General features: G+C 63.3%; 20 protein-coding genes. 7 read left to right on the top strand and 13 right to left on the bottom strand.

The genetic code is table 11. The features are described from left to right. Positions 1 to 79: 79 nt before the first annotated feature. Positions 80 to 1729, bottom strand: coding sequence for an ABC transporter ATP-binding protein (ettA, locus tag QM996_RS10800; protein WP_500267471.1), 1650 nt, complete (start codon positions 1727 to 1729; stop codon positions 80 to 82). Between the two features lie 168 nt (positions 1730 to 1897). Continuing rightward, entirely contained in the window at positions 1898 to 2674 is a 777-nt protein-coding gene (locus tag QM996_RS10805; RefSeq protein WP_500267472.1) for a ribonuclease T2, read from the bottom strand. Between the two features lie 185 nt (positions 2675 to 2859). On the opposite strand from QM996_RS10805, the gene QM996_RS10810 reads away from it, so the two are divergent. Genes QM996_RS10810 through QM996_RS10820 form a run of 3 tightly spaced genes read left to right on the top strand, consistent with a single transcriptional unit; the run spans position 2860 to position 6437 of the window. Continuing rightward, on the top strand, positions 2860 to 3795 hold the full coding sequence (locus QM996_RS10810; RefSeq protein WP_500267473.1) for an alpha/beta fold hydrolase domain-containing protein: 936 nt from the start codon (positions 2860 to 2862) through the stop codon (positions 3793 to 3795). 11 nt (positions 3796 to 3806) lie between these two features. Beyond that, positions 3807 to 4760 (top strand): DMT family transporter, encoded by a 954-nt coding sequence (locus QM996_RS10815; protein ID WP_500267474.1) that lies wholly within the window; start codon positions 3807 to 3809, stop codon positions 4758 to 4760. A gap of 30 nt (positions 4761 to 4790) precedes the next feature. After that, positions 4791 to 6437, top strand: coding sequence for a thiamine pyrophosphate-binding protein (locus tag QM996_RS10820; RefSeq protein WP_500267475.1), 1647 nt, complete (start codon positions 4791 to 4793; stop codon positions 6435 to 6437). A gap of 60 nt (positions 6438 to 6497) precedes the next feature. Here the strand turns inward: QM996_RS10820 and QM996_RS10825 are convergent, their stop codons facing one another. The 3 genes from QM996_RS10825 to QM996_RS10835 all read right to left on the bottom strand — a co-directional run bounded on the left by QM996_RS10825 (position 6498) and on the right by QM996_RS10835 (position 8197). Next, on the bottom strand, positions 6498 to 6851 hold the full coding sequence (locus QM996_RS10825; protein ID WP_500267476.1) for a cupin domain-containing protein: 354 nt from the start codon (positions 6849 to 6851) through the stop codon (positions 6498 to 6500). Positions 6852 to 6912: 61 nt separating this feature from the next. Beyond that, a complete protein-coding gene (locus QM996_RS10830; RefSeq protein WP_173517222.1) occupies positions 6913 to 7251 on the bottom strand; it encodes a protein tyrosine phosphatase family protein in 339 nt (112 codons plus the stop codon). Between the two features lie 100 nt (positions 7252 to 7351). Beyond that, positions 7352 to 8197 (bottom strand): aldose epimerase family protein, encoded by an 846-nt coding sequence (locus QM996_RS10835; protein WP_500267477.1) that lies wholly within the window; start codon positions 8195 to 8197, stop codon positions 7352 to 7354. Positions 8198 to 8472: 275 nt separating this feature from the next. Here QM996_RS10835 and QM996_RS10840 point away from each other — a divergent pair, with 275 nt between their 5' ends. The 4 genes from QM996_RS10840 to QM996_RS10855 all read left to right on the top strand — a co-directional run bounded on the left by QM996_RS10840 (position 8473) and on the right by QM996_RS10855 (position 12942). Next, positions 8473 to 9900 carry a L,D-transpeptidase family protein gene (locus QM996_RS10840; RefSeq protein ID WP_500267478.1) on the top strand — a complete coding sequence of 476 codons (1428 nt, stop codon included), beginning with the start codon at positions 8473 to 8475 and terminating at the stop codon, positions 9898 to 9900. Positions 9901 to 10396: 496 nt separating this feature from the next. Then, entirely contained in the window at positions 10397 to 11686 is a 1290-nt protein-coding gene (locus tag QM996_RS10845; protein WP_500267479.1) for an NAD(P)/FAD-dependent oxidoreductase, read from the top strand. Positions 11687 to 11880: 194 nt separating this feature from the next. Further along, the gene (locus tag QM996_RS10850; protein ID WP_500267480.1) at positions 11881 to 12246 is read left to right on the top strand and encodes a hypothetical protein; all 366 of its coding nucleotides are present in this window, start codon (positions 11881 to 11883) and stop codon (positions 12244 to 12246) included. 165 nt (positions 12247 to 12411) lie between these two features. After that, positions 12412 to 12942, top strand: a complete 531-nt coding sequence (locus tag QM996_RS10855) for a dihydrofolate reductase family protein (protein WP_500267481.1) — start codon at positions 12412 to 12414, stop codon at positions 12940 to 12942. Between the two features lie 184 nt (positions 12943 to 13126). On the opposite strand, the gene QM996_RS10860 is transcribed toward QM996_RS10855, so the two are convergent. The 8 genes from QM996_RS10860 to QM996_RS10895 all read right to left on the bottom strand — a co-directional run bounded on the left by QM996_RS10860 (position 13127) and on the right by QM996_RS10895 (position 23775). Further along, positions 13127 to 14647, bottom strand: coding sequence for a methyl-accepting chemotaxis protein (locus QM996_RS10860; protein WP_500267482.1), 1521 nt, complete (start codon positions 14645 to 14647; stop codon positions 13127 to 13129). A gap of 420 nt (positions 14648 to 15067) precedes the next feature. Next, the gene (locus QM996_RS10865; protein ID WP_483503616.1) at positions 15068 to 15787 is read right to left on the bottom strand and encodes an AAA family ATPase; all 720 of its coding nucleotides are present in this window, start codon (positions 15785 to 15787) and stop codon (positions 15068 to 15070) included. A gap of 187 nt (positions 15788 to 15974) precedes the next feature. Continuing rightward, complete coding sequence (locus tag QM996_RS10870; RefSeq protein WP_500267483.1) at positions 15975 to 16721, bottom strand: ParA family partition ATPase; 747 nt, start codon at positions 16719 to 16721, stop codon at positions 15975 to 15977. A 333-nt stretch (positions 16722 to 17054) separates the two neighbouring features. Next, entirely contained in the window at positions 17055 to 18200 is a 1146-nt protein-coding gene (locus QM996_RS10875) for an iron-containing alcohol dehydrogenase (protein WP_500267484.1), read from the bottom strand. Then, entirely contained in the window at positions 18197 to 19582 is a 1386-nt protein-coding gene (locus QM996_RS10880; RefSeq protein WP_500267485.1) for an aldehyde dehydrogenase family protein, read from the bottom strand. The genes QM996_RS10875 and QM996_RS10880 overlap by 4 nt, the downstream gene beginning before the upstream one ends. A 205-nt stretch (positions 19583 to 19787) precedes the next feature. After that, on the bottom strand, positions 19788 to 21152 hold the full coding sequence (locus QM996_RS10885) for a glutamine synthetase family protein (protein WP_500267486.1): 1365 nt from the start codon (positions 21150 to 21152) through the stop codon (positions 19788 to 19790). Positions 21153 to 21340: 188 nt separating this feature from the next. Then, positions 21341 to 22888: an APC family permease gene (locus QM996_RS10890; RefSeq protein WP_500267487.1), complete on the bottom strand. Its 1548-nt coding sequence runs from the start codon at positions 22886 to 22888 to the stop codon at positions 21341 to 21343. 113 nt (positions 22889 to 23001) lie between these two features. Next, positions 23002 to 23775, bottom strand: a complete 774-nt coding sequence (locus QM996_RS10895; protein ID WP_500267488.1) for an N-formylglutamate amidohydrolase — start codon at positions 23773 to 23775, stop codon at positions 23002 to 23004. Between the last annotated feature and the right edge of the window lie 44 nt (positions 23776 to 23819).

Genomic DNA, 23819 nt, shown 5'->3' on the forward strand with positions numbered 1-23819 from the left:
TGACAATGGACTTCCAATACCCGTGTTTGCGGCCGCAAAGGCACCGGGCGCCGCAAACGAGGCGGCGCCTTGGCTTTGATCAGCGCGTCAGGCGCTTGTAGGTGACCCGCTTCGGGTTGACCGAGTCCGGGCCGAGGCGGCGGATCTTGTCCTTCTCGTAGTCTTCGAAGTTGCCTTCGAACCACTCGACATGGCTGTCGCCTTCGAAGGCGAGGATGTGCGTCGCCAGGCGGTCGAGGAACATGCGGTCGTGGCTGATGATGACCGCGCAGCCGGCGAAGTTTTCCAGTGCATCTTCAAGCGCTGCCAGCGTTTCGGTGTCGAGGTCGTTGGTCGGTTCGTCGAGCAGGATGACGTTGCCGCCGGACTTCAGCATCTTGGCGAGGTGAACGCGGTTGCGCTGACCGCCGGACAGCGTGCCGACCTTCTGCTGCTGATCGCCGCCCTTGAAGTTGAAGGACGAGCAATAGGCGCGCGAGTTGACCTCGTGCTTGCCGAGCTTGATGATGTCGTTGCCGCCGGAGATTTCCTCCCAGACGGTCTTGTTGCCGTCGAGCGAGTCGCGGCTCTGGTCGACATAGCCGAGTTGCACGCTGTCGCCGATGCGGAACGAACCCTCGTTCGGCTCTTCCTGACCGGTGATCATCCGGAACAGCGTCGACTTGCCGGCGCCGTTCGGGCCGATGACGCCGACGATGCCGCCCGGCGGCAGCTTGAACGAGAGGCCTTCGATCAACAGCTGATCGTCGTAACCCTTGGAAATATTGTCGGCCTCGATGACCACCTGGCCGAGGCGCTCGCCGACCGGGATGATGATCTGGGCGTCGCCCGGGCGACGGTCCGCGGCTGCCTTGACCAGCTCGTCATAGGCGCGGATACGGGCCTTGGACTTCGCCTGACGCGCCTTCGGGCTCGATGCGATCCACTCCTGCTCGCGGCTGATTGCCTTCTGGCGGGTGGCCTCCTCGCGGCCTTCCTGGGCCATGCGCTTGGCCTTGGCCTGCAGATAGGCCGAGTAGTTGCCCTCATAGGGAATGCCGCGGCCGCGGTCGAGCTCGAGGATCCAGCCGGTGACGTTGTCGAGGAAGTAGCGGTCGTGGGTGATCATCAGCACGGCGCCCGGATATTCGCGCAGGTGCTTTTCGAGCCAGGCGATCGTCTCGGCGTCGAGGTGGTTGGTCGGTTCGTCGAGCAGCAGCAGGTCCGGCTGCGAGAGCAGGAGCTTGCAGAGCGCCACACGGCGCTTTTCACCGCCGGAGAGATTGGTGACTTCCGCGTCACCCGGCGGGCAGCGCAGCGCTTCCATGGCCATTTCCACCTGGCTTTCGAGATCCCAGAGGTTCTGGCTGTCGATGATGTCCTGGAGCTTGGCGCCCTCTTCCGCCGTCTCGTCGGAATAGTTCATCATCAGTTCGTTGTAGCGGTCGACGATCGCCTTCTTCTTGGCAACGCCTTCCATGGCGTTCTCAAGCACCGTCTTCGTCGGATCGAGCTGCGGCTCCTGCGGCAGGTAGCCAACGGTCGCGCCCTCGGCCACCCAGGCCTCACCGGTGAATTCCTTGTCGAGACCGGCCATGATCCTGAGCACCGTCGACTTACCGGCGCCGTTCGGGCCGAGGATACCGATCTTGGCGTCCGGGTAGAACGACAGATGAACGTTCTCCAGAACCTTCTTCGCGCCGTAGGACTTATTAAGTCCGGCCATATGATAGATGAACTGACGTGCCATAAGGGAATGCTCCGCAGGGAAAGGAAATTTGCCCGCTATGTAGGCGAATTATAGGAAGGGGGCAATGATCAAAGGCATTCGCGCCGGCTTGTCCCCTTAACCTATCCCATGCGGCCGTCCTGCCCCGGCAGCGCTCTTGCCATCGAGAAAATAGCCCTGCGAGGCGGGTCAGCTTCGCCCGGCCGTATCGGCGATGCCCTTGGCGCATTTGAACTCGGTCGGCCCAGCCGCCTGGATCAGCGGTCCGAGGCTCGAAGCCTTCAAGACGTCGCCGGTCAGTCCGATCGTCAGCCCGGTGATGATGCTGCGCCCCTGAACCGTCTGACAGCGCATGCGCACCCGATCGCCGGCGCCGGCGCCAAAACTCTGGTCGAAGGCCTGCTTGATGGTCGCCTCATCGAGCTCGGAGCCGATGCGCTGGCGGAAGAGCGCGCCGACCGCCGAGCGATTGAGCTCCTCCAGCATGCGCAGCTGCGCCGAGAAATAATCGTCGACCGAGCCGCCCTGGCAGGTGCCGCTCCTCAGCCACTGGTGCCGGTCGAGCCCGGATTGCACGCCGGGCATGGCGATGAGCAGCCGCGCCGCCGTGTCGTCGGCCATGGCAAGCTTCGGCAGATCGAGCCAGTTGCCCTTGCGATCCTTCGTGCGCACATCAGCCGCTACCCCGCAATAGCTCTTGCGCAGCGGCCAAAGACCATGCAGCGAGAGATTGGTGGCGTCGAAACGCTCGGCCGTCTGGCTTTCGCATTCCTTGCGCTGCGGCCGGGTTTCGCAGAAGCCGGGTTGCCAGCTCACCGCCAGCACATATTCCGTGCGCGCGCCCGCGCCTTCGGACGCCCCCTGATCCGACATTTCCTCGCCGGCAGCAAAGGCAGCCGGCGCAAGAAGCAGTGCTGCCAGCAGTCCTGCGATCGGACCCGATATCGCCTTGCAGAAACTAACCATGATATCCTCCTGCGGAAACAAACAGGGAACGAATATCGCTCAAAACGGGAAAATTGCAACTCATAATTACGATGAATACACATTCTCTTGTGACCTCATGCGCAACGAGCAACAAGCGGCGATTGCCTTTGCCTTGCAAATCGATTTGATATCGAAATGGTCTGTCGTTGTTGCCGGGGGAAATCGTGTTCGGGCAGGTGAAGACACATCAGAGCCCGACCGGTGCCACCTTGCGCTGGCGCCATTTCCCGGCGGCCGCCAATGCCCGCGGCATCCTGCTCGTCAGCCACGGCCTGGCCGAACATTCCGGCCGCTACGCCCGCTTTGCCGAAGCCATGGCCGCGCACGGCTTCCATGTCTATGCCCATGACCATCGCGGCCACGGCGGAACGCGGGCGCCGGACGCACCGCTCGGCATGTTCTCGAACCGCGAAGGCCTCGACAAGGTGTTCGCCGATATCCGGGCCGTGCGGGCGCTGGCGACCGCAGCACATCCGGATCTGCCGGTCATCCTTTTCGGCCACTCCATGGGCGGGCTGATCGCGCTCAACGCCGCCGAGACCGACCCCGGCCTCTATGATGCGCTCGCCGTCTGGAACTCCAATTTCCGTCCCGGCCTTGCCGGCCGCGGCGGCCAGGTGATCCTCAAGATCGAGAAAGCGTTGAAGGGCTCCGACGTTCCGAGCCCGCTTCTGACCAAACTCACCTTCGGCATGTGGGGCGGCGCCATCAAGGATCGCAAGACCGATCTCGACTGGCTGTCGCGCGACGATGCCGAGGTCGCGAAATACGCAGCCGATCCGCTTTGCGGCTTCGATGCGACCGTCTCGCTCTGGCTTGACCTCTTCCGGCTGTCCTTCGGTGGCGCCCGGCCCGACCGGCTGGCACGGCTCCGCAAGGACCTGCCCATCCATCTCGTCGGCGGCAGCGCCGACCCGTCCACGGAGATGGGCAATGCCGTGCGCTGGCTCGGCACCAGGATGAAAGCGGCCGGCCTGAGCAACGTCACCGTTACCGTCTATGATGGCATGCGCCACGAGACCCTGAACGAACTAGGCCGGGAACAGGCGACCGCGGACTTTGCCGCCTGGTGCTTGAGCGTCGTTGCAGGCAAGCGCTGACCGGAAATCCCATGACCGACATATCCTTTCCCAAAATCGCGGCGGACCACAATCGCATCTCCTTCGGGCTGACGCTGATGGTGATCTCGGTGCTGCTGTCGCCGCTGATCGATATTTTCGCGAAGCTGGCGATCACCACCGTTCCCTCGGCCGAAATTACCGCCGTCCGCTTCCTGCTGCAGGCCGTCTTCATCCTGCCGATCGTGCTCTTCCGCGGCAGCCTCTTCGATCTCACCTGGCGCAAGACCGGGCTCCATGCGCTGCGCGGCGGTCTCCTGGTCGTGACGATGCTCTCCTTCATCACCACGCTGAAGGTGATGGAGGTGGCCGATGCGATTGCGATCTTCTTCGTCGAGCCGGTCATCCTGACGATCCTCGGCAGCGTCTTCCTGAAGGAAACGATCGGCTGGCGGCGCTATACCGCCTGCGGCGTCGGCTTCTTCGGCGCGCTGCTCGTCATCCAGCCGAGCATGCAGGAGGTCGGGCCGATCGCGCTTTTGCCTGTTGTCGCCGCCTTCGCCCTCGCCGTGTTCCTGCTCGTCACCCGCATGGTGGCGCAGAACGAGGACCCCTGGTCGATGCAGTTTCATGCCGGCATCTGGGGCGGCCTCCTCTGCCTCGTGCTCCTCTATTTCGGCGAAGGCACCGGCTCCAGCATCTTCGATCCGGTCTGGCCGGAAGGCTACACTTGGTCCTACCTGCTCGGCGTCGGCGTCACCGCCACCATCTCGGGCGTGCTCGGCGTCTACGCCTATCGTGCGGCCCCCGCTTCGGTGCTGGCACCACTGCAATATCTGGAGATCGTCTCGGCCACGATCTTCGGCTGGCTCGTCTTCGGCGATCTGCCGGACGCGCTGAAATGGCTCGGCATCGCCATTATCATCGGCTCCGGCCTCTACATCATCTGGCGCGAGCGCCGCGTGCACAAGGACACGAGCGTCGCTCCGGTGTCGCCAGCAATCTGACAACAAAGAAAGACCATCGGGAGGAAGATCATGAAAACTGGAGGACAGCTCGTCGTCGACGCCCTCGTCGCCAATGGCGTGAAGCGCATCGCCTGCGTGCCGGGGGAAAGCTACCTGGCGGTGCTGGATGCGCTCTACGACACCGACATCGACGTGCTCGTCTGCCGCCAGGAAGGCGGCGCCGCGATGATGGCGGATGCCTGGGGCCGGCTGACGGGCGAGCCCGGCATCTGCATGGTGACCCGCGGCCCCGGCGCGACCAACGCGTCCGCCGGTCTGCATGTCGCAAGGCAGGATTCGATTCCGATGATCCTCTTCATCGGCCAGGTGCAGAGCGAAGCGCGCGAGCGCGAGGCGTTCCAGGAGATCGAGTACCGCCGCGCCTTCACCGAGGTCGCCAAATGGGTGGGCGAGATCGACGATCCCGCCCGCATTCCGGAGTTCGTCACCCGCGCCTTCACTGTTGCCACCTCCGGCCGTCCCGGCCCGGTCGTGCTGACCCTGCCGGAGGACATGTTGACCCGCAGCGCCGAAGCGCCCGCCGCCAAGCCCTACCAGCCGGTAGAAGGCCATCCGGGCGCGGCGCAGGTAAAGCGGCTCGGCGAGATGCTCGAGAACGCCAAGCGGCCGATCGCCATCCTCGGCGGCACCCGCTGGACCGCCGATAGCGTCGCGGCGTTCCAGCGCTTCGCCGAGCGGTGGAAACTGCCCGTCGGCTGCTCCTTCCGCCGCCAGATGCTCTTCGATCACCTGCATCCGATGTATGCCGGCGATGTCGGTATCGGCATCAACCCGGCGCTCGCCAAGGAGATCAAGGAAGCGGATCTGGTGCTGCTTCTCGGCGGCCGCTTCTCGGAAATGCCGTCGTCCGGCTACACGCTGATGGATAGCCCCTACCCGCGCCAGACGCTGGTGCATGTGCATCCGGACACATCCGAGCTCGGCCGCGTCTACCGGCCGGAACTGGCGATCGCCGCAAGCCCGCGCGACTTCGTCGCCGCGCTCGACGGCCTTGCCCCCGCAGGCGAACCCGCCTGGGCCGCCCGCACGGAAGCCATGCACGCCGCCTATCTCAAGTGGTCGACCCCGCCGGAAACCGGACCGGGCGCTGTGCAGATGGGCCCGATCATGAACTGGATCGAGGCGAACGTGCCTGCGGATACCATCTTCACCAACGGCGCCGGCAACTACGCCACCTGGGTGCACCGCTTCCACCGCTTCCGCCGCTATGCGACGCAGGCAGCACCTGCCTCCGGCTCGATGGGTTATGGCCTGCCGGCCGCGGTCGCCGCCAAGCAGCTCCATCCGGATCGCGAGGTCATCTGCTTTGCTGGCGACGGCTGCTTTCTGATGCACGGCCAGGAATTCGCCACCGCCGTTCGCTACCGCCTGCCGATCATCACCGTCGTCGTCAACAACGGCATCTACGGCACGATCCGCATGCACCAGGAGCGCGAGTATCCCGGCCGCGTCAGCGCCACCGACCTCACCAATCCGGATTTCGCGGCGCTCGCCCGCGCCTATGGCGGCCACGGTGAGACGGTCGAGAAGACGGAAGAGTTTGCCGCCGCCTTCCTCAGGGCGCGCGCCAGCGGCAAGCCGTCGATCATCGAGATCAAGCTCGACCCCGAAGCGATCACGCCGACACGCACGCTGACGGATATCCGCAACGGCTGATCGATTGGGAACTGATTGCGACCGCTGCGAACTGCGGCGGTCGCAAGCGGCGAACCGAACCTATTCTTCCAGCCACTCGGTCGAAAACGCACCGGCGGCGTGCAGGTCGGTCGTTTCCAGCCGGCCCGGCCCGAGATTCTCGAACTTGTGCGGCACGTTGGCCGGCGCCACGACGATCTCGCCGGCTTCGGCGTCGATCGTGCGGTCACCGACGGTGAAGCGGGCACGGCCGAGGCGGACGATGAAGGTTTCCGGATAGGGATGGCGGTGCAGCTTCGGCCCGAAGCCGATCTGGTCGGTGGTAAAGAAGATCACCGAGAGCCCCGCACCATAGGCACCGCCCTCGAACTCGCCGCTCCAGACGCCGGGCTCATCAGCCCATTGCTCGCGCGAAATGAGATGCGCTTCGGCCATGCCGGTCCTCCATTGTCCGATGGAACGAAACGGCCGAGCGCGAGAACTGGGTTCGCGTGGTTCAGCCGCGGATATGCTGGGTCTGCTGGTAGACGGCCGTCGAGCGGGCACCCGAACGGCAATAGCCGAGCATCGGCCGCTGGAACTCGTCGAGCGCATCGACCATGCGCGTCACGGCCTCCGCCGTCACGCCCATCGGGCCGACGGGAATGTGCATGGTTTCGATGCCGAGCTCTTCGGCACGTGCGGCAATCGAATCGAAGGTCGGCTGATCCGGCGCTTCGAAATCCGGGCGGTGGCAGACGATGGACTTGAAGCCGAGCGCCTTGATCTGGTCGAGATCCTCGACGGTGATCTGGCCGGAGACCGAGTATTCGTCGTTGATCTGGCGGATGTCCATGGTCGTCTTCCTCAGGAAATGTGATGGTCTCTGATGTAGGCGCAGCACTTCTCCGCGTCAATTCAAAAGCCGCGCCTCAAAGGCCCAAGGTCGCGAAAGGTCAGAAGACCGAGAAGGCGATCGCGTAGCTGCGTGCCTCACCCGGCCGAAGCGGGATCAGTTCTCCGGCCGCCGCAAGCTCCGGACGCTTGGCGATGCGGTGCGACACGGGTTCGATGCTGATCACGTCCGCCCCGCCGCGCTGGCAGCGCCACATCTGCAGAAACGGCAGCGTGTCGGTCCGGAACCGCACCTGGAGGTTTCGCCCGCCGAGCCCGGCAAGGCCCGCAAGGGTGGCGTCCGACCAGCCATCAGAACCAACTGCCGCCGGCAGGCAGAAATGCGCACTCTCGCCATTGCCGAAGCGCCAGGCGCTCTCCCCGCCTTCCAGCGAAGCGCTGACGATACGGGCTCCCGGTCCAAGCAACCGACCGGCGATATTGACGTGATACATCATCATCGGCGGAAAGGCCGAGGTCCCGACGTTGACGACGCGATCATCGAGCACGACCTCGTTCCGCCCGGCATCGATCCGCCACCGCCGCTCGACCCGCGCTTGCCCGCCATCGGCGAGCGCCACCTCAATCGTCGCCGTGCACTCGGCGCCGTCACTTGCCATCTCCGTTCGGCTGACCGCCGTTCCCGCAAGCGACCCATGCAGCGGATAGCGTGCGCCTTCCACACCACCCTCGATCGCTTCGGGATGGCGGATATGTTCGGGGCCGCAGGTGAAGAGAAAACCGGCGAGCGCCCGATCGATCCTGACATCGCCATCCGAGGGGATCGCGGCGCCCGGCGACAGGTCGACGCCATCGACGACGAAGGCAGCGATGTCGAGCGCAGAGAGGCGGTCGAACAGCACATGGTTCTCTCGGCCGTCCGCAGGTTCTTCAAGCGTTCTCAGCATGTCCTCTTCCCCAAATCGGCCGCAGAATCACTGCAATCACAAAGAGATGATAGCTGAGGAGAGACACATTTCCTTGGTTGAAGCCGAAGTCTGCTCCGCCTAGATCACGATGATCTCGGGTCGGATCGACCCAAGATCATGAACGTGATCGATTCTAATAAGTTAGAGCGGGATGCGGGCGGAAAACCGCACACACTTTTCCTCATCCCGCTCTGTAGAATTTAACCGCTTGTTCATAATGAATTCATTTTTTTCACATTAACGTCGAAATCCAAATGTACCGCGCCACATTCGCTTCAATGAAAACAGGTTCTCACGTGACGTCAGCGACCCGCATCGGCCTCTCGCTTCTCGCTGCAGCCGGCTTTCTTGCCGTGGATTTGACGGCCGCTTTCGCGCAGGACTATCGCGGTAGGAACCGCTATGGCGACGACGTCTTGCTGGTCACGCCTGATGGCGAAATCCTCGACTACGTGCCGCGCGACGACGAGGTGCAGACCATGCGCGACAGCCGGGGTCGCACGCTCTTGATCGATGGTTGGGGCAACGTGATCGCGACCGTGGTGCCCAATCGTGGCCGCCAAGGCGGTTATGGCGGCTATCGCCGCGAGGGCGACGTCGACATCTATTCGAACCGGCGCAACCGCGACACCGAGCGCGGCTACGGCTATTCCGAGCCTGGCGAAGTCACCGGCTCCGTCCCCGACTACCGCGACGTGGTGCCGCCGTCCACCGACGGCAACGATCTGCCGAACAGCCTGCCGGGCCTGATCGACGGCACCGAAGAGGCTGCGATCGATCCGAACGACACCCAGACCATGCGCCCGTCGATGCCGCCGGCCATGGCGGTCAAGAGCAAGTCGCGCGCCGAGATCACCGCGCTGCAGGTCTTCCTCGACCGCGAAGGCTTTTCGCCCGGTGTGATCGACGGCAAGATGGGCTCGAACGTCACCAAGGCGATCGAGGCCTGGCAGCAGTCGACCGGCGAAACGCTCGACCCCAACAATACCGAGGACATTCTCGAGCGGTTGCGCATGAACGGCGGCATGCCGATCACCAGCTATACGATCACCGCGGCCGACGCCGCCGGCCCCTATGTCGCGTCGATCCCGGAGGATTACGCGCACAAGGCGATGCTGCCGCATATGTCCTTCACCTCGACCACGGAAATGCTCGGCGAGAAGTTCCACATGGACGAGGCCTACCTGCGTGAATTGAACCCCGGTGTCGACTTCACCATCCCGGGCACGATCATCAAGGTGATCAATCCGGGTGCGAACAAGACCGGCAAAGTCGCCCGCATCCTTGCCGACAAGGCGCGCAAGCAGGTGCTCGCCTATGACGACACCGGCAAGCTTATCGCCGCCTATCCGGCAACGATCGGCTCGTCCGACACGCCATCGCCGTCGGGCACCGTCAATGTCGAGCGCATTGCCCTCGATCCGGGCTACACCTACAACCCGAAGATCAACTTCCAGCAGGGCAACAACGACAAGATCCTCACGCTGCAGCCCGGTCCGAACGGCCCGGTCGGCACCGTCTGGATCGCGCTCTCGAAGCCGACCTACGGCATCCACGGCACGCCCGATCCTTCGAAGATCGGCAAGACCCAGAGCCATGGCTGCGTGCGCCTGACCAACTGGGACGCGACCGAGCTCGCCAAGATGGTCAGCCCCGGCGTTACCGTCGAGTTCGTGGATTGACGCCTTTGCCTTCGGCTACGGCATGTTTCCTTCAATCGTAGCCGGCTGAAGGACAAAAACATGCAGCCGTTCAAAGGGCTACAGCGACCTTTGCCCGTCTTGAAAAGACGCGTGGCGCCATAGGCCAAGCGGCGCAGCCGAGAGCATTTTTGCTCTCTTCCCCCAATTGGGTGAGTGACTTCGGCAAAACGCCGTAGAAGATGGGATTGCCTGATTGACCATCCACGACAGGCGCGTTTTTAAAGATGTATCGCCGAGGCGAGACCAGGTTTCGGCAAAGACTTTTCAGACGTATACATTTACAAGACCGCAGCTGCCGACGACCCAGCTGCGGTTTTTTCATCGCCCCACAGCACAACGCTCCGATGCCGCCAATGCCCCGCCTTGCATCATGACTTCATGAAACATTGTCATGAGAATTTTCCCCGCAATCGGCTATCACCGAGAAACCCCGACCTATAGGCCGACATCCGGCCGCACTTGAAGGATTGCCGCGATGGCGACGGAGCGCACCCTGCCCAACCTCTGGCACGCGACGGCACCGGCCGCGCCCGACACGAAGCCGCTTGCCCGCGATGTGTCGACCGATGTCGCCATCATCGGCGGCGGCTTTACTGGCCTCTCGGCAGCCCTGCACCTCGCCGAAAAGGGCGTGAAGGCCACGGTCGTCGAGGCAAAGATGATCGGCTTCGGCGGCTCCGGCCGCAATGTCGGCCTGGTCAACGCCGGCATGTGGGTAAAGCCCGACGACCTGATCTCGACCCTCGGTCCGGCCGCCGGCAACCGGCTGCTCACCGAGCTTGGTGACGGCCCGTCGATGGTTTACGCACTGGTCGAAAAACACGGGATTGCCTGCGAGGCGGTACGCAACGGCACGCTGCACATGGCGGTCGGCAGCGAAGGTGTCACGGAAATCAAGGATCGCGAAGCGCAATGGCGGAAGCGCGGCGCCCCGGTCGAGGCGCTCTCGGCCGAGCGCGCGCATGCGCTGACCGGCGCCGAAGGTTTTGCCGGCGCCCTGCTCGATCGACGCGCCGGCACGATCCAGCCGCTCGCCTACGCCCGCGGGCTCGCGCGCGCCGCCCTTGCCGCCGGCGCGGAGATCTATACCGATACGCCGCTCACCGGCGCCGAACGCCAGGGCGACATCTGGGTGCTGAAGACCGGCAGTGGGGTCGTGCGCGCCAAGCACGTGATCCTCGCCACTAACGCCTATGGTGGCCTCTTCGCCGAGACGCCATGGCAGGCGCATACGCAGGAACTGACGATCCTGCCCTATTTCCAGTTCGCCACCAATCCGCTGCCCGATTCGGTCGCCACCCGCATCCTGCCGGAACGCCAGGGCACCTGGGACACCGGCCTCGTCATGACCTCGTTCCGCATGGACCAGCAGAACCGGCTGATCTTCGGCTCGATCGGCCGGCTCGACGCAATCGCCGAAGGCACGCATCGCGCGTTTGCTGCCCGCTCGGTGCGCAAACTCTTCCCCTATATCGGCGATTTCCGCTTCGAATACTGGTGGGACGGCCGCATCGGCATGACGACCAACAACCTGCCGGCCCTGCACACGCTGGCCCCGAACGTCATCTCCGTCAGCGGCTACAACGGCCGCGGCATCGCGCCTGGCACGGTCTTCGGCCGGGCACTGGCCCATCACGTCACCGGCGAGACCTCGGCGATCCCGCTCGCCGAGACGCCGGTAACCCCGGACGCCTGGCGCGGCGTAAAGTCGGCCTTCTACCACGCCGGCGCCCAGGCCAAGCATTTCATCGACCGGCGGTTTTGAGCGGTTCCGGGCGCCGCGTTGGTGCGGTCTCAGACTGAATCTTGAATATCGGATTCCCGGGGTGTAGCTTCCGTCGTGGGCGCCTGTCCAAACCTGCTGCCGGGTTGAAGGGCCGCGGAATTCCACTCGACGACCATGTTCATCAACGTCGAAGCGTAATCGGCAGACTTCGGCCAAGAGCATTGGATCGTCTCATGCTGAATCCTCAGGTCAGGTTTTCGCCTTCCAACATCGTCGCGCTGAAGGGGTCGCTGCGGGATCGCTACCCTCAGATCAAATCGTCGCACATGGACGAAGCAATCGCCGCTTCGTTCGGCTTCAAGTCATACGCCGCGATGCGCCCGGCACTGCAGCAAGTCGGCAGCCACGCCCGGCTGATCGTCATTATCGACCACATGCTGCTTCTGCTTCGCTTGGAAGAGCTTGGATATCGGGACATCAACGTGGAGGCGTTGCGTCGCCACATGTGGAGCATCGCATTCCCCGACGGTTGGTACGATCATCACCTGGAAAAGGCCGTGTCGAAACGCAGAAGGCCGATCGCGGCCAATTCGCAATAGCAATCTGGGCCTTCTCCTGCCGTTGAAGACCTACGGGAGGCGGCCCCCTCGATGTCCAAGCCTCCAAAAACCACTTGTGATTTGAGATCAGTCGGCTTAACCTGAACTGATTGCATATCGCAATCAGGTCCGCGCGAATGTGCCATTCGAGAAAGGGAAGTGGCCATGGCTAGGCTCGTGTTCGGAATGAACCAGTCGCTCGACGGCTATGTCGACCATACGGCGTTTGCGCCAGGTCCCAAGCTCTTCCGCCACTTCATCGAGGAGGCTGAGCGCCAGGCCGGCAGCCTATATGGCCGCCGTATTTATGAGATCATGCGCTACTGGGACGACGAGCATCCCGAATGGGATGCGGACGAACAGGCCTTTGCAGCGGCATGGCGCAAGCAGCCGAAATGGGTCGTCTCGCGCTCGTTGACATCTGTCGGCCCCAATGCCCGGCTCGTCGAGGGTGATCTCGAAGGCGCGATCCGCGCGTTGAAGGCCGAGCGCGACGGTGAGATCGAAGTTGCCGGCCCGGTCCTGGCGCAAAGCCTCACCGAACTCGGCCTGATCGATGAGTATCGGATCTACCTGCACCCCGTCGTGCTTGGTCACGGCAACCCTTACTTTGCCGGCCCCCGGCCACGGCTCCGCCTTGTAGGTCATGACCGGATTGACGAGGATGTGGTGAGGCTCACCTACGTTCCTGCCTAAGGCGGGTCGCGATCTTTCAGATTCGCTCCTTGCGCTTCAGGCTTTTGATATTTCGCGTGTCGCTATCGCAAAACCGCGCTTTTGCGCAACATGCCTTAATCTCGCGACCCGTCCAGTGTGACAAACAAGAACACCCCGGGCCGTCACTAACCCGAGGCGTCATCTATCAATGCGGAATGCACGCTCACGCAGCCGCGCGATAACCCGAGCCGGCGCTGACCTGCACATGCCCCGACGTGCGGAACGCCTTGAGCCGCATGGCGATGTGCTCGGCTTCGCCCGTCAGTGCCTGGCTCGCGGCATTGGCCTGTTCGACCATCGCAGCATTCTGCTGGGTGATCTGGTCCATCTGCGCGATGGCGGTGTTGACCTCCTGCAGGCCCGTTGCCTGTTCGGCGGTGCTGGCGCGGATCGCGCCGAAGACGGAGCTGACCTCCACCACCTGCGCCACGATCTGCTGCAGCGACTGGGCCACCTGGTTGACCGAGTTCACGCCGTCGTCCACCTGGCCGCGCGACTTGGCGATCAGGTCCTGGATGTCCTTGGCCGCTTCGGCGCAGCGCTGGGCAAGCGCGCGCACTTCGGAAGCGACCACGGCAAAGCCCCTGCCCGCTTCGCCGGCGCGCGCCGCCTCGATGCCGGCATTCAGCGCCAGGAGGTTGGTCTGGAAGGCAATCTCGTCGATCACGTCGACGATCCGGGCGATGCTGGCGGACGAGGTCTGGATCTCCTGCATCACCTCGATCGCGTGGCTGACGATCTCGCCGCTCTGCTCGGCATTGGCACGCGCTGCGATCACGGTCGAGTTCGCCTGGTCGGCGCCTTCGGCCGTCTGCTTCACCGTGCGCGTCACCTGCTCGACGGCTGCCGCCGTCTCCTCGAGATTGGCGGCTTGGCGTTCCGTGCGCTTGGCAAGATCGTCGGCGGCCGCCGCGATTTCCTTGGCGCTTGTGTGGATCTGGCTGGCGCCGGCCTCGATGCCGCCGATCGCGCGCGAAAGCTCGCCGATCGCGTGGTTGAAGTTTTCGCCAAGCTCCTGATAGGCGGCCGGCAGATCGGCGCCTATGCGCGCGGTGAGGTCGCCATCGGCGATCTTCTTCAAGGCGGCGCCGAAAGTCTTGCTGATCAGCGCGCGCTCGGCCGCCAGCACTTTCTCCTGCACGGCGCGCTGCTTGGTCACATCGGACGCGTCCATATAAACGGAGATCGACAGGTCCATGTCGAGGAAGACGCCCTTGACGAGGCTCGACAGCATCGCGCCCAGTTCTTCGGCCGAGGTGGTCTGGCGCGAGAACAGGCCGCGCTTTGGCCAGTGCGCCCTGACGATCTCGGTAATCAGGTGTTCGGCGATCAGCGCATAGCCGCCGATATACCAGCGCGGTTCCAAGCCGATGCGGGCATGCACCTGGCCAATGGTGCGCACCTTGGTGCTATAGTCTTCGCTGAAATTGGCGTCGGCGATGTTCGCCCAGTGCCCGACCTGCGCGCCCTTGGCGCGATCGATATGGGCGTCGGACGCAAAGAACCGCTTCGTCTCGGGCGTCGTCTTCACCTTGCCGTAGAACTTATCGAGCGCCGGCTTCAGCTCCTTCTCGAGGATCGGCTTCAGCGCCCTGAGGCTCGTTCGGGCGGCATCATCGAGCGCCATGAAATTCAGACGACCGGCGACGTCCTGCGTGCCGGCAGCGGTGTGTTCCGTTTTCATGTGCGAACTTCCCTGCATGCTCCGCTGCATGCTTCGCAAATCCTGTTCGATTTCAGGGAGAAACATGAAGCAGTTCAAAGTGATACAGCAACCTTTGTGCGCCTGATGAGACGCACGGCCCTGTCGTGGACCATGGAGACGGGATCTATCGCGCAAGGCGTTTGAGATCATGGCCGCAGTCATGGCGGCCGATTGCCCGGTTGCGGGTGATCGCGGCGGGCAAACCTGTATCCAGGACCACTGTTAGAAGCCCAGGGTAAAGGAAGCCTTACGGGCGACAGCCATTTCGCGAAGTCTGAAACAGGATTCAACCGGAACTGACAAACGTCAATTCCGGTTGAAAGCAAGCAATTCCGGGAAAAGTGTGGAGCGGTTTTCCGTCCGGAACTGCGTCGTTTGAATCTTATTCGCGTTGGGCGATCAGGCCGCGTTGCGCGACGCCCAGGACGGCATGCGTGCGGCCCAGGAACGGCGCGCCTTGACCGGCAGCAACGTCTGAACTTCCCTGGCCAGGGCGAATGCGTTTTCGCGCGCCTTGTCGAGATTGCTGACGCGGGCCGGATCCATCGTCTGCAGCGTCCCGCCGCAATCGAAGATCTCGCGGTAGGCGGCACGCTCGACGATCGGCGTGTCGAGCACCGAGACGCCGCGCTCGGCAAGCATGGCCTTGATCGTCTGCAGGGCGCGCGTGGTGACGAGCGAATTGACGCGAGTGAGCACGACCGAATGGTTGATGCGTTGCTTCGACCGGTCCTCGATCTGGCGGATGAGTTCGAGGATCTGGGCAGCGCCCTTGGCATCCATGGCGCAGCCCTGCACCGGGATCAGGACATGGTCGGAAACGGCCAAGGCCAGGGCGACGATCTGGTCTTTCGCGCCCGCGAGATCGATGACGATGTAATCCGCCTCGTCCTTCATCTCGCGGATATGACATTCGAGCGAGCCCGGCGTGATATGCGAGATGACGGTGAGATTGGCGATGTGGCCGGAAACTTCCGCCCAACTCGTGATCCAGCGCTGCGGATCCGCATCGAGAACCACGACGCGATGTCCCTGCCTCGCCAGCTCCGTCGACAGGATCAGCGCCGCCGTCGTCTTGCCCGCGCCGCCCTTTGCATTGGCGAAAGTGATGACCGCCATGATATTCCCCATTCTCTGCATGTTCCGCGCAGAACCACACGGCAAAAGCCGATGGTTCGCTTCTTAACGAAACCTTACAGAAGATGGTTAACGAAACGGTAACGACCGGACGTCAAACCTGACAGTCGCTCTGCCGGAAGACGGTCGGCGCCTGCGAGACCGATGAAAAAAGCCGAGGTCGCGGCCCTCACGCCGGCAGCACGACCGGGTCGGCTGTCCGCTCCGAACGGTAGCACATCGACGAGAATGGCCCGTGCCGCACCGCCTCCCCCGCCGGATGGAGAAGCGCCAGCACGTCGTCGGCAAAATCGCGCGCATTCGCCTGGGCCTTCGCCAGATTGCTGACCCTGCTCGCGTCGAGCGAATGGAGCGTATCGCCCTGCTCGAAAACTTCGCGGAACACCGTGCGCTCCACCAGCGGGGTATCGACGAGCCGGATCCGGCTCTCGGCCAACAACAGTTTGACCTTGCGCATGGCACGGGTCGTCACGATCGGGTTGACACGCGTGAGCAGCACGGCGTGGTTGATGTTGGCGCGCGCATTGTCCTCGATATAGCGGATCAGTTCAAGCACATGCGTGGCGCCACGCGCGTCCATGATGCAGCCCTGCACCGGGATCAGCGTCAGGTCGGAAAGGCCAATCGCAAGCGCCACGAGCACATCGGCGGCACCGGAGAGATCGATGATCACATGCTCGGCCCGGCCGCGCAGCCGCCTGAGATGATCGCTGAGCGTCGTCGTCGTCACGCCGGAGATGATGGAGAGATTGCCGTCATGGCGGCCGTGCCGGAACCAGTCGGTCATGCAGGCGAGTGGATCGCAATCGAGAACCGCGACCCTGTCGCCGCGCCGGGCGTATTCGCAGGCAAGCAGCAAAGCGGCCGTCGTCTTACCGGCGCCCCCCTTCGCATTCGCGAGGGAAATAATTGCCATCGGTCGACCCTACTCACCACGGCCGCGAAACACGGCGGCCGAATACATACGCACACCCTAATGGAAGCGTTCCAGATGGAGGTAAACGAACTGTAAACGGCGCGCTTCAGAGAACCAAATCATGACAGTTCCGTGACGATTAGGTGACAAATCGCCTGCAATGGCAAGTGGTATTTTCGATCTATCTAAACTACAGCGCCGCGCGTCTAATCAGACGCGCAAAAGTCGCTGTAGGACTTTGATCTGCTGCATGTCTGCTTAAATCGAGGGCGATTTTAGGAGACATGCAGTAGGAGAAACCGGCGCCTTGGTCCTGAGGCGCCGGCAGTTTGTTCAGATGCACTCGCGGAAGAGCTTCTTTGCGGCGTCGAGCGTCAGTTCGACCGGGTTGCCGCCGGCCGTCGGGTCGACGATCGCCATTTCCGACATCTCATTGATGCGGTCAGTGCCGACGCCGAGCGCCGAGAGCTTGTCCGGAACGCCGAGTTCTTCGCGCAGCTTCAGCACATAGTCGTAGAAGCCGTCGAAGCCGCCGGAAATGCCGAGATAGGCGGCAGCACGCGCTATTCTGTCTTCGATCGCCGGGCGGTTGAACCGTAAGACCGGCGGCATCACCACCGCATTGGTCATGCCGTGGTGGGTGTTGTAGATCGCGCCGACCGGATGCGACAGCGAGTGGATGGCGCCGAGGCCCTTCTGGAAGGCGACGGCCCCCATGGCAGCGGCACTCATCATGTTGGCGCGGGCCTCGATATCGGTACCGTCCTTGTAGGCGCGCGGCAGATACTCTTTCACCAGCCGCATGCCTTCGAGCGCGATACCCGCCGACATCGGATGGTAGAAGGGCGAGGAATAGGCTTCCAGGCAATGGGCAAAGGCGTCCATGCCGGTGCCGGCGGTGATCACCTTCGGCATGCCGACCGTCAGTTCCGGGTCGCAGATCGTGACGGCCGGCAGGAACTTCGGATGGAAGATCACCTTCTTCACGTGGCTTGCCGAATTGGTGATGACGCTGGCGCGGCCGACTTCCGAGCCGGTGCCGGCCGTCGTCGGCACGGCAACGATCGGCGCGATGCCTTCGACGCTCGCGCGTGTCCACCAGTCGCCAATGTCCTCGAAGTCCCAGACCGGGCGCGTCTGCCCGGCCATGAAGGCGACGCATTTGCCAAGATCAAGGCCCGAGCCGCCACCGAAGGCGATGACGCCGTCATGGCCGCCGTCCTTGAACGCCTTCACCCCGGCTTCGAGGTTGACGTCGTTCGGGTTCGGATCGACTTCGGCGAAGATCGCGCGGCCGAGGCCGGCGGCGTCGAGGATGTCGAGCGCGTTCTGGGTGATCGCCATCGGCGCCAGGCCCCGGTCGGTGATCAAAAGCGGCTTCTTCATGCCCGCCGCCTTGCAATGGTCGGCAAGCTCCTTGATCCGGCCGGCACCGAACTTGATAGCGGTCGGGTAGCTCCAGTTGGCGGTGATGGTCATGCGGTGACTTTCTTCAGATGGTAGGATTTCGGGCGGGTGAGGTTCTGGAAGCCGATGACCGAGAGCGAGCCGCCGCGGCCGGTCTCCTTGACGCCGGTCCAGCAGAGCGCCGGGTCGAGATAGTCTGCGCGGTTCATGAAGACCGTGCCGGTCTCGATATCGGCGCCGATGCGCGCGGCGCGCTCGGCATCCTTGGTCCAGAGCGATGCGGTGAGCCCGTACTGGCTATCGTTCATCAGCTCGATTGCCTGGCTGTCGCTTTTCACCTTCATGATGCCGACGGCGGGACCGAAGGTTTCTTCGCGCATGAAGGCCATGGAGTGATCGACATTGGTAAGGATCTGCGGCGCGAGATAGGCGCCGCCGTCATCCTGCGGGAAGAGCTTCGGATCGATCAGTGTCTTGGCGCCCTTGGCAACCGCATCGGCGATCTGGTCGCGCACGGTCGCGGCGAAGCGCTTGTTGGCCATCGGCCCGAGCGTCGTTTCCGGATCAAGCGGGTTGCCGAGCTTGTAGTTGGAAACCCAGGCGACCGACTTCTCGACGAAGGCGTCATAAAGCGATTCATGCACATAGATGCGCTCGATGCCGCAGCAGCACTGGCCGGAATTGTAGGTAGCACCGTCCATCAGCGTGTCGACGGCGGCGTCGAGGTCCGCGTCCTCCATGACGTAGCCCGGATCCTTGCCGCCAAGCTCCAGGCCCAGACCTGTGAAGGTGCCGGCGGCCGCGCGCTCGATCGACCGGCCGCCTTCGACCGAGCCGGTGAAGTTGACGAAGTCGAAGCTCTTGGCGGCGATCAGCGCCGCCGTCGTTTCATGGTCGAGGAAGATGTTCTGGAAGACGTCGGCGGGAACGCCGGCTTCGACGAAGGCGCGGACCATGCGCTCGCCGACGAGGATCGTCTGGCTTGCATGCTTGATGATGACGGTGTTGCCAGCCATCAGCGCCGGCGCCACCGTGTTGATCGCGGTCATATAGGGATAGTTCCACGGTGCCACGACGAAGACGACGCCGTGCGGCTCACGGACGATGCGCCGCTCGAAGCGGTCGCTTTCCTCTATCACCAGCGGCTTCAGCGAATCGGCAGCGATCGTCGCGACATAGTTCGAGCGCTCGTTGAAGCCCTTGAACTCGCCGCCGTAGCGCACCGGCCGGCCCATCTGCCAGGCAAGCTCCGGCACCACTTCGTCGACCATCTCGTTGAGGCGAGCGACACCCGCCAGCACCAGATTGACGCGCTCGTCGAGCGGACGGCGCACCCAGGCCTTCTGCGCCTGGCGGGCACGGGAGACCACCTGCTTTGCCATGTCCAGCGGCATCGCCGGGCGTTCCGCATAGACCTCGCCGTTCACGGGCGAAATGCACTTGATCATGCTCATGATCGTTTTCCTGTTTGTTCCATCGGAATTCTCGTTCGGTGCTGCAGCCGCCTCTCATCCGGTCTGCCGGCCACCTTCTCCCCGCAAGCGGGGCGAAGGAAATATGCCGCGCCGTTTCTCCCAACCAAGCCCGATTCGCAGGGCAGGTCCCCTCTCCCCGCAGGCGGGGAGAGGGTTAGGGTGAGGGGCAAATCTCGCGCCCTCCTTACGCTCTTTCGAAGCCGCGCGCGACCTCCCAGTCGGTGACGCGGCGGTCGTATTCTTCCTGTTCCCAGCGTGCGGCCCGCGCATAGTGCTCGACGACGTCGTCGCCGAGGGCGGCGCGCAGCATCTTCGATTCCGACAGCGCCACGGTTGCGTCTCTGAGCGTGCGCGGGATCTCGCGCACGTCCTTGCCGCCATAGGCGTCGCCGACGAAGGGCGCTTCCAGTTCCATCTTGCTCTCGATACCGGAAATGCCGGCCGCGATCAAAGCCGCGAAGGCGAGATAGGGATTGAGATCCGAGCCGCCGACACGGCATTCGATGCGGATCGCCTTGGTGTCCTCGCCGCACAGGCGATAGCCGGCGGTGCGGTTGTCCTTGCTCCAGACCGCCTTGGTCGGCGCGAAGGTGCCGGCCATGAAGCGCTTGTAGGAGTTGATGTAGGGTGCCAGGAAATAGGTGATCTCGCTCGCATGGCTGAGAAGGCCGGCCACATAGTGGCGCATCATCTCGGACATGCCGTATTTGCCGCCCTCGTCGTAAAACTTCGACGACTTGCCGTCGGCGCTCCAGAGCGACTGGTGGATATGCGAGGAGGAGCCCGCGGCCGAATAGTTCCACTTGGCGAGGAAGGTGATCGCCTTGCCGCGCGACCAGGCGATTTCCTTGCAGCCGTTCTTGATGATCGCGTGCCGGTCGGCCATCGTCAGCGCATCGGCATAGCGCACGTTGATCTCTTCCTGGCCGGCAGATGCCTCGCCCTTGGAATTCTCGACCGGGATGCCGGCGCCCTGGAGACCGTTGCGGATCGCCCGCATCACGTCTTCTTCCTTGGTCGTCTGGAAGATGTGGTAGTCCTCGTTGTAGCCGCTGGCGAGCTGCAGGTCGCGATAGCCGGAATGACGGGCATCGTCATAGGACTGGTCGAACAGGAAGAACTCAAGCTCGCTCGCCATATAGGCCTTGAGCCCCATCTTCTCGAGCCGCGCCACCTGCTTCTTCAGGATCGCCCGCGGCGAATGCGCCACTTCCTCATGGGTGTGGTGGTCGAGCACGTCGCAGAGCACGAGTGCGGTGCCTTCAAGCCAGGGAATGCGACGGAGCGTCGAAAGGTCCGGCTTCATCGTATAGTCGCCATAGCCCTTCTCCCAGCTCGTCGCCTTGTAGCCGGGAACGGTTTCCATCTCGATGTCGGTCGCCAGCAGGTAGTTGCAGCTATGCGTTTCCTTCCATGCGCCGTCGACGAAAAACTGCGCGTGGAAGCGCTTGCCCATCAGACGGCCCTGCATGTCGACCTGGCAGGCGAGAACCGTATCGATGCGGCCGGCAGCGACGTCTTCCTTCAACTCATCAAACGTATAGCTCATCAACTTCCATCCCATGTTTGGTCACGCGGCCGTCCCCTTGGGTCACGATATTTTTGGGCCGCGTGAACGTGATCGCTTCAGGTGATCGGAGCGGGATGCCAGCGGAAATCCGCGCCTGGCTTGCTCATCCCGGCTCCACAAAAGAAAAGGCGGAAGTCGCGGTCGCGCTCCCGCCTTTCGCTCGTTCGTTAGACTTCGCCGACGGCCTTTTCCGCGGCAGCGATTTCGGCCTGACGGCGTGCCACTTCGTCACCGATCGGTGGGCCGCGGAAACGGCGGGTTTCGAAGCCAAACCAAACCGCGCCTGTCAGCACCAGGAAACCGACGGTGATGTAGAGCGCCCAATCGCTCGGAGGCTGCACGCCGAGAATGAAGATCAAGACCATGGAGACGATCGACAGGATCGCGAAGAGCTTGAACATGCTCTCGCCGAGGTTCCACGGACCCATCTTGTCCCACTTCGAGGTTCCCCAGGCGAACAGGCCGAGCGTGATCGGGATCGCGAAGGAGAAGAACAGGAAGATGACGGTGCACGAAACGACGATCGTGTAGACAGGCGTTTCACCGATCGAGACCAGCGACGAGCCCCAGACGAACAGGACCGAGAGGACCGAGCCAGTCCAGATCGCGGCCACCGGCGTGCGGTAGGTCGGGCTCACCTTCGCGAGTGCCTTGGAGGCCGGCAGGCCGCCGTCACGCGAGAAGGCGAAGATCATGCGCGATGCCGAGGTCACCGTCGCCAGGCCGCACAGCCACTGGCTGACGAGGATGGCCAGATAGAGGATGTCCTTGATGACCGGGTTGACCTGGGTGTCCATGGCCCAGAAGAAGACGTTCCAGCCCTGCTTGGCGGCTTCGTCCATGTTCGGGATCATCAAGACGAAGGCGCACAGCATGATGTAGCCAAAAAGCGCCGACCAGAGCACCGACGAAACCATGCCGCGCGGAACGGAATGGGCCGCCTTGACCGTTTCTTCCGAGGTGTGCGCCGAGGCGTCGTACCCGGTGATCGTGTAGATCGGCATCAGCAGGCCGAGCAGGAAGACCCAGGTGCTCGAGTTCTGCGGCCAGACATTGCCGCCCGCTTCACCGGAATAGTTGGAGAAGGTGAAGAGCCGGGCGATGTCGTAGCTGTCGGCAGCGACAAGGCACACGAGAGCAAGCAGGATCGACGTCACGAAGATCAGATAGCCCGAGAAGTCCGTAAGCCTCGCGGTGAGGCCTATGCCCATATGGTTCACGAGCGCCTGGGCGCCGGTGATAACGGCCAGGAAGACGATACGCGTCGTGATCGTGTCCTCCAGCGCGAAATAGGGCGTACCGAAGGAACCCATGAAGAAGTAGTAGGTGCCGACGTTGATGGCGCCGAGAACGGTGACGAGGCCGAGCAGGTTGAACCAGGCCGTCAGCCAGCCGGTGAAGCGGTTGCCGAGGATCGAGCCCCAGTGATAGAGGCCGCCGGCCGTCGGATAGGCCGAGCTGATCTGCGCCATGGCGACGGCGAAGACCAAGGAGATGAAGCAGCCGAGCGGCCAGCCGATACCGATCGCGGCGCCCCCTGCACCGGCCGTCGCCTGGGGCAGCGAGTTGATGCCGCCCGAAAGAATGCAGATGATCGAGAACGACACCGCGAAGTTCGAGAACTGGCTCATGCGCCGCTCGAGCTCCTGGGCATAGCCCATCGAGTGCAGGACGCTCATGTCCTGCTTTTTGTCCAATTCACTGTAGTCTGACATTGCTCTTCCCCTGATTTCTTCAGACCAGGCCGCCCCATTGCGGCTGGGTCCCATCAACCACCTGGTCCGGAGAGCCGGAACAGGACCGCGGCCATGCCGCTCCCCAGGGTCTTTTATTGTGCTGAAAGTGCCGCTGCGCCTTTGCGGAGCAATCCTTCCAGATAATCGGCTATGACCCTTTGGCCGATTTCGTTGCGAATGAGATCGTTGCGGATCTCGATCATCACATTCGGCAGTCCGTTGTGGACGCCGTATTCGATCAAGCTGTGGGTGACGCCATCGGCGGGCCCGTAGGGCTCGTTGCGGCGAATGTCGTAGGAAACCTGGCCCTTCGTTGCGAACGCCAGCATGTGGTCGGCAAGCCGGCTGTCGGCATCGTGCAGGATGCCGACCTCGACCGCCCGCGGCCTGCCGAAATAGACGGGCGTGAAGCTGTGCATGGTCACGAGGATGGGGGGCCTGCCGGCCGCCTTGCGTTCGGAAACGAACCGCGCGACCGCGTCATGGAACGGCCGGTAGATCTCGTCCACGCGCGCCTGGCGCTCCTCGGCCGACATCGTGCGGTTTCCCGGGATCTCGTAGACTTCGCTCAGAACCGGCATCGCCGCCTCCGCCTCGGGCGGGCGGTTGCAATCATAGGCAAGCCGCGAAAAGCGCTGGTAGATCAGCGCCGCATCAAGCTTGGCGGTGAGAAATTTGGCAACGGCGAGCGCGCCGGGATCCCAGGCGATGTGGCTTTCGAGCGCCTGCTCGGTGAGGCCCAGCGTTCCCAGGCGCTCCGGAACACGGCGTGAGGCGTGCTCGCAGACGAGCACGATATCGCCCTTCCCTGCGGCGTTTTCGATCGCAACCGGATCGCCATCTGCTTCGGTCAAAAGTCGCGTCAACACCGGCATCCCCTCTTGCCCCGTCAGACGTTCGTTAATGAAAA

It is taken from the genome of Sinorhizobium chiapasense, from assembly GCF_045277575.1.
Classification (GTDB): domain Bacteria; phylum Pseudomonadota; class Alphaproteobacteria; order Rhizobiales; family Rhizobiaceae; genus Ensifer; species Ensifer chiapasense_A.

What these genes read in the sequence shown, in the direction of transcription:
- QM996_RS10860 (WP_500267482.1), bottom strand. Translation starts at nt 14,647, where the DNA reads ATGAAAACGGAACACACCGCTGCCGGCACGCAGGACGTCGCCGGTCGT.
- QM996_RS10870 (WP_500267483.1), bottom strand. Translation starts at nt 16,721, where the DNA reads ATGGCAATTATTTCCCTCGCGAATGCGAAGGGGGGCGCCGGTAAGACG.
- QM996_RS10845 (WP_500267479.1), top strand. Translation starts at nt 10,397, where the DNA reads ATGGCGACGGAGCGCACCCTGCCCAACCTCTGGCACGCGACGGCACCG.
- QM996_RS10885 (WP_500267486.1), bottom strand. Translation starts at nt 21,152, where the DNA reads ATGAGCTATACGTTTGATGAGTTGAAGGAAGACGTCGCTGCCGGCCGC.
- QM996_RS10825 (WP_500267476.1), bottom strand. Translation starts at nt 6,851, where the DNA reads ATGGCCGAAGCGCATCTCATTTCGCGCGAGCAATGGGCTGATGAGCCC.
- QM996_RS10815 (WP_500267474.1), top strand. Translation starts at nt 3,807, where the DNA reads ATGACCGACATATCCTTTCCCAAAATCGCGGCGGACCACAATCGCATC.
- QM996_RS10835 (WP_500267477.1), bottom strand. Translation starts at nt 8,197, where the DNA reads ATGCTGAGAACGCTTGAAGAACCTGCGGACGGCCGAGAGAACCATGTG.
- QM996_RS10830 (WP_173517222.1), bottom strand. Translation starts at nt 7,251, where the DNA reads ATGGACATCCGCCAGATCAACGACGAATACTCGGTCTCCGGCCAGATC.
- QM996_RS10850 (WP_500267480.1), top strand. Translation starts at nt 11,881, where the DNA reads ATGCTGAATCCTCAGGTCAGGTTTTCGCCTTCCAACATCGTCGCGCTG.
- QM996_RS10840 (WP_500267478.1), top strand. Translation starts at nt 8,473, where the DNA reads ATGTACCGCGCCACATTCGCTTCAATGAAAACAGGTTCTCACGTGACG.
- QM996_RS10875 (WP_500267484.1), bottom strand. Translation starts at nt 18,200, where the DNA reads ATGACCATCACCGCCAACTGGAGCTACCCGACCGCTATCAAGTTCGGT.
- QM996_RS10880 (WP_500267485.1), bottom strand. Translation starts at nt 19,582, where the DNA reads ATGAGCATGATCAAGTGCATTTCGCCCGTGAACGGCGAGGTCTATGCG.
- QM996_RS10855 (WP_500267481.1), top strand. Translation starts at nt 12,412, where the DNA reads ATGGCTAGGCTCGTGTTCGGAATGAACCAGTCGCTCGACGGCTATGTC.
- QM996_RS10805 (WP_500267472.1), bottom strand. Translation starts at nt 2,674, where the DNA reads ATGGTTAGTTTCTGCAAGGCGATATCGGGTCCGATCGCAGGACTGCTG.
- ettA (WP_500267471.1), bottom strand. Translation starts at nt 1,729, where the DNA reads ATGGCACGTCAGTTCATCTATCATATGGCCGGACTTAATAAGTCCTAC.
- QM996_RS10865 (WP_483503616.1), bottom strand. Translation starts at nt 15,787, where the DNA reads ATGGCGGTCATCACTTTCGCCAATGCAAAGGGCGGCGCGGGCAAGACG.
- QM996_RS10890 (WP_500267487.1), bottom strand. Translation starts at nt 22,888, where the DNA reads ATGTCAGACTACAGTGAATTGGACAAAAAGCAGGACATGAGCGTCCTG.
- QM996_RS10820 (WP_500267475.1), top strand. Translation starts at nt 4,791, where the DNA reads ATGAAAACTGGAGGACAGCTCGTCGTCGACGCCCTCGTCGCCAATGGC.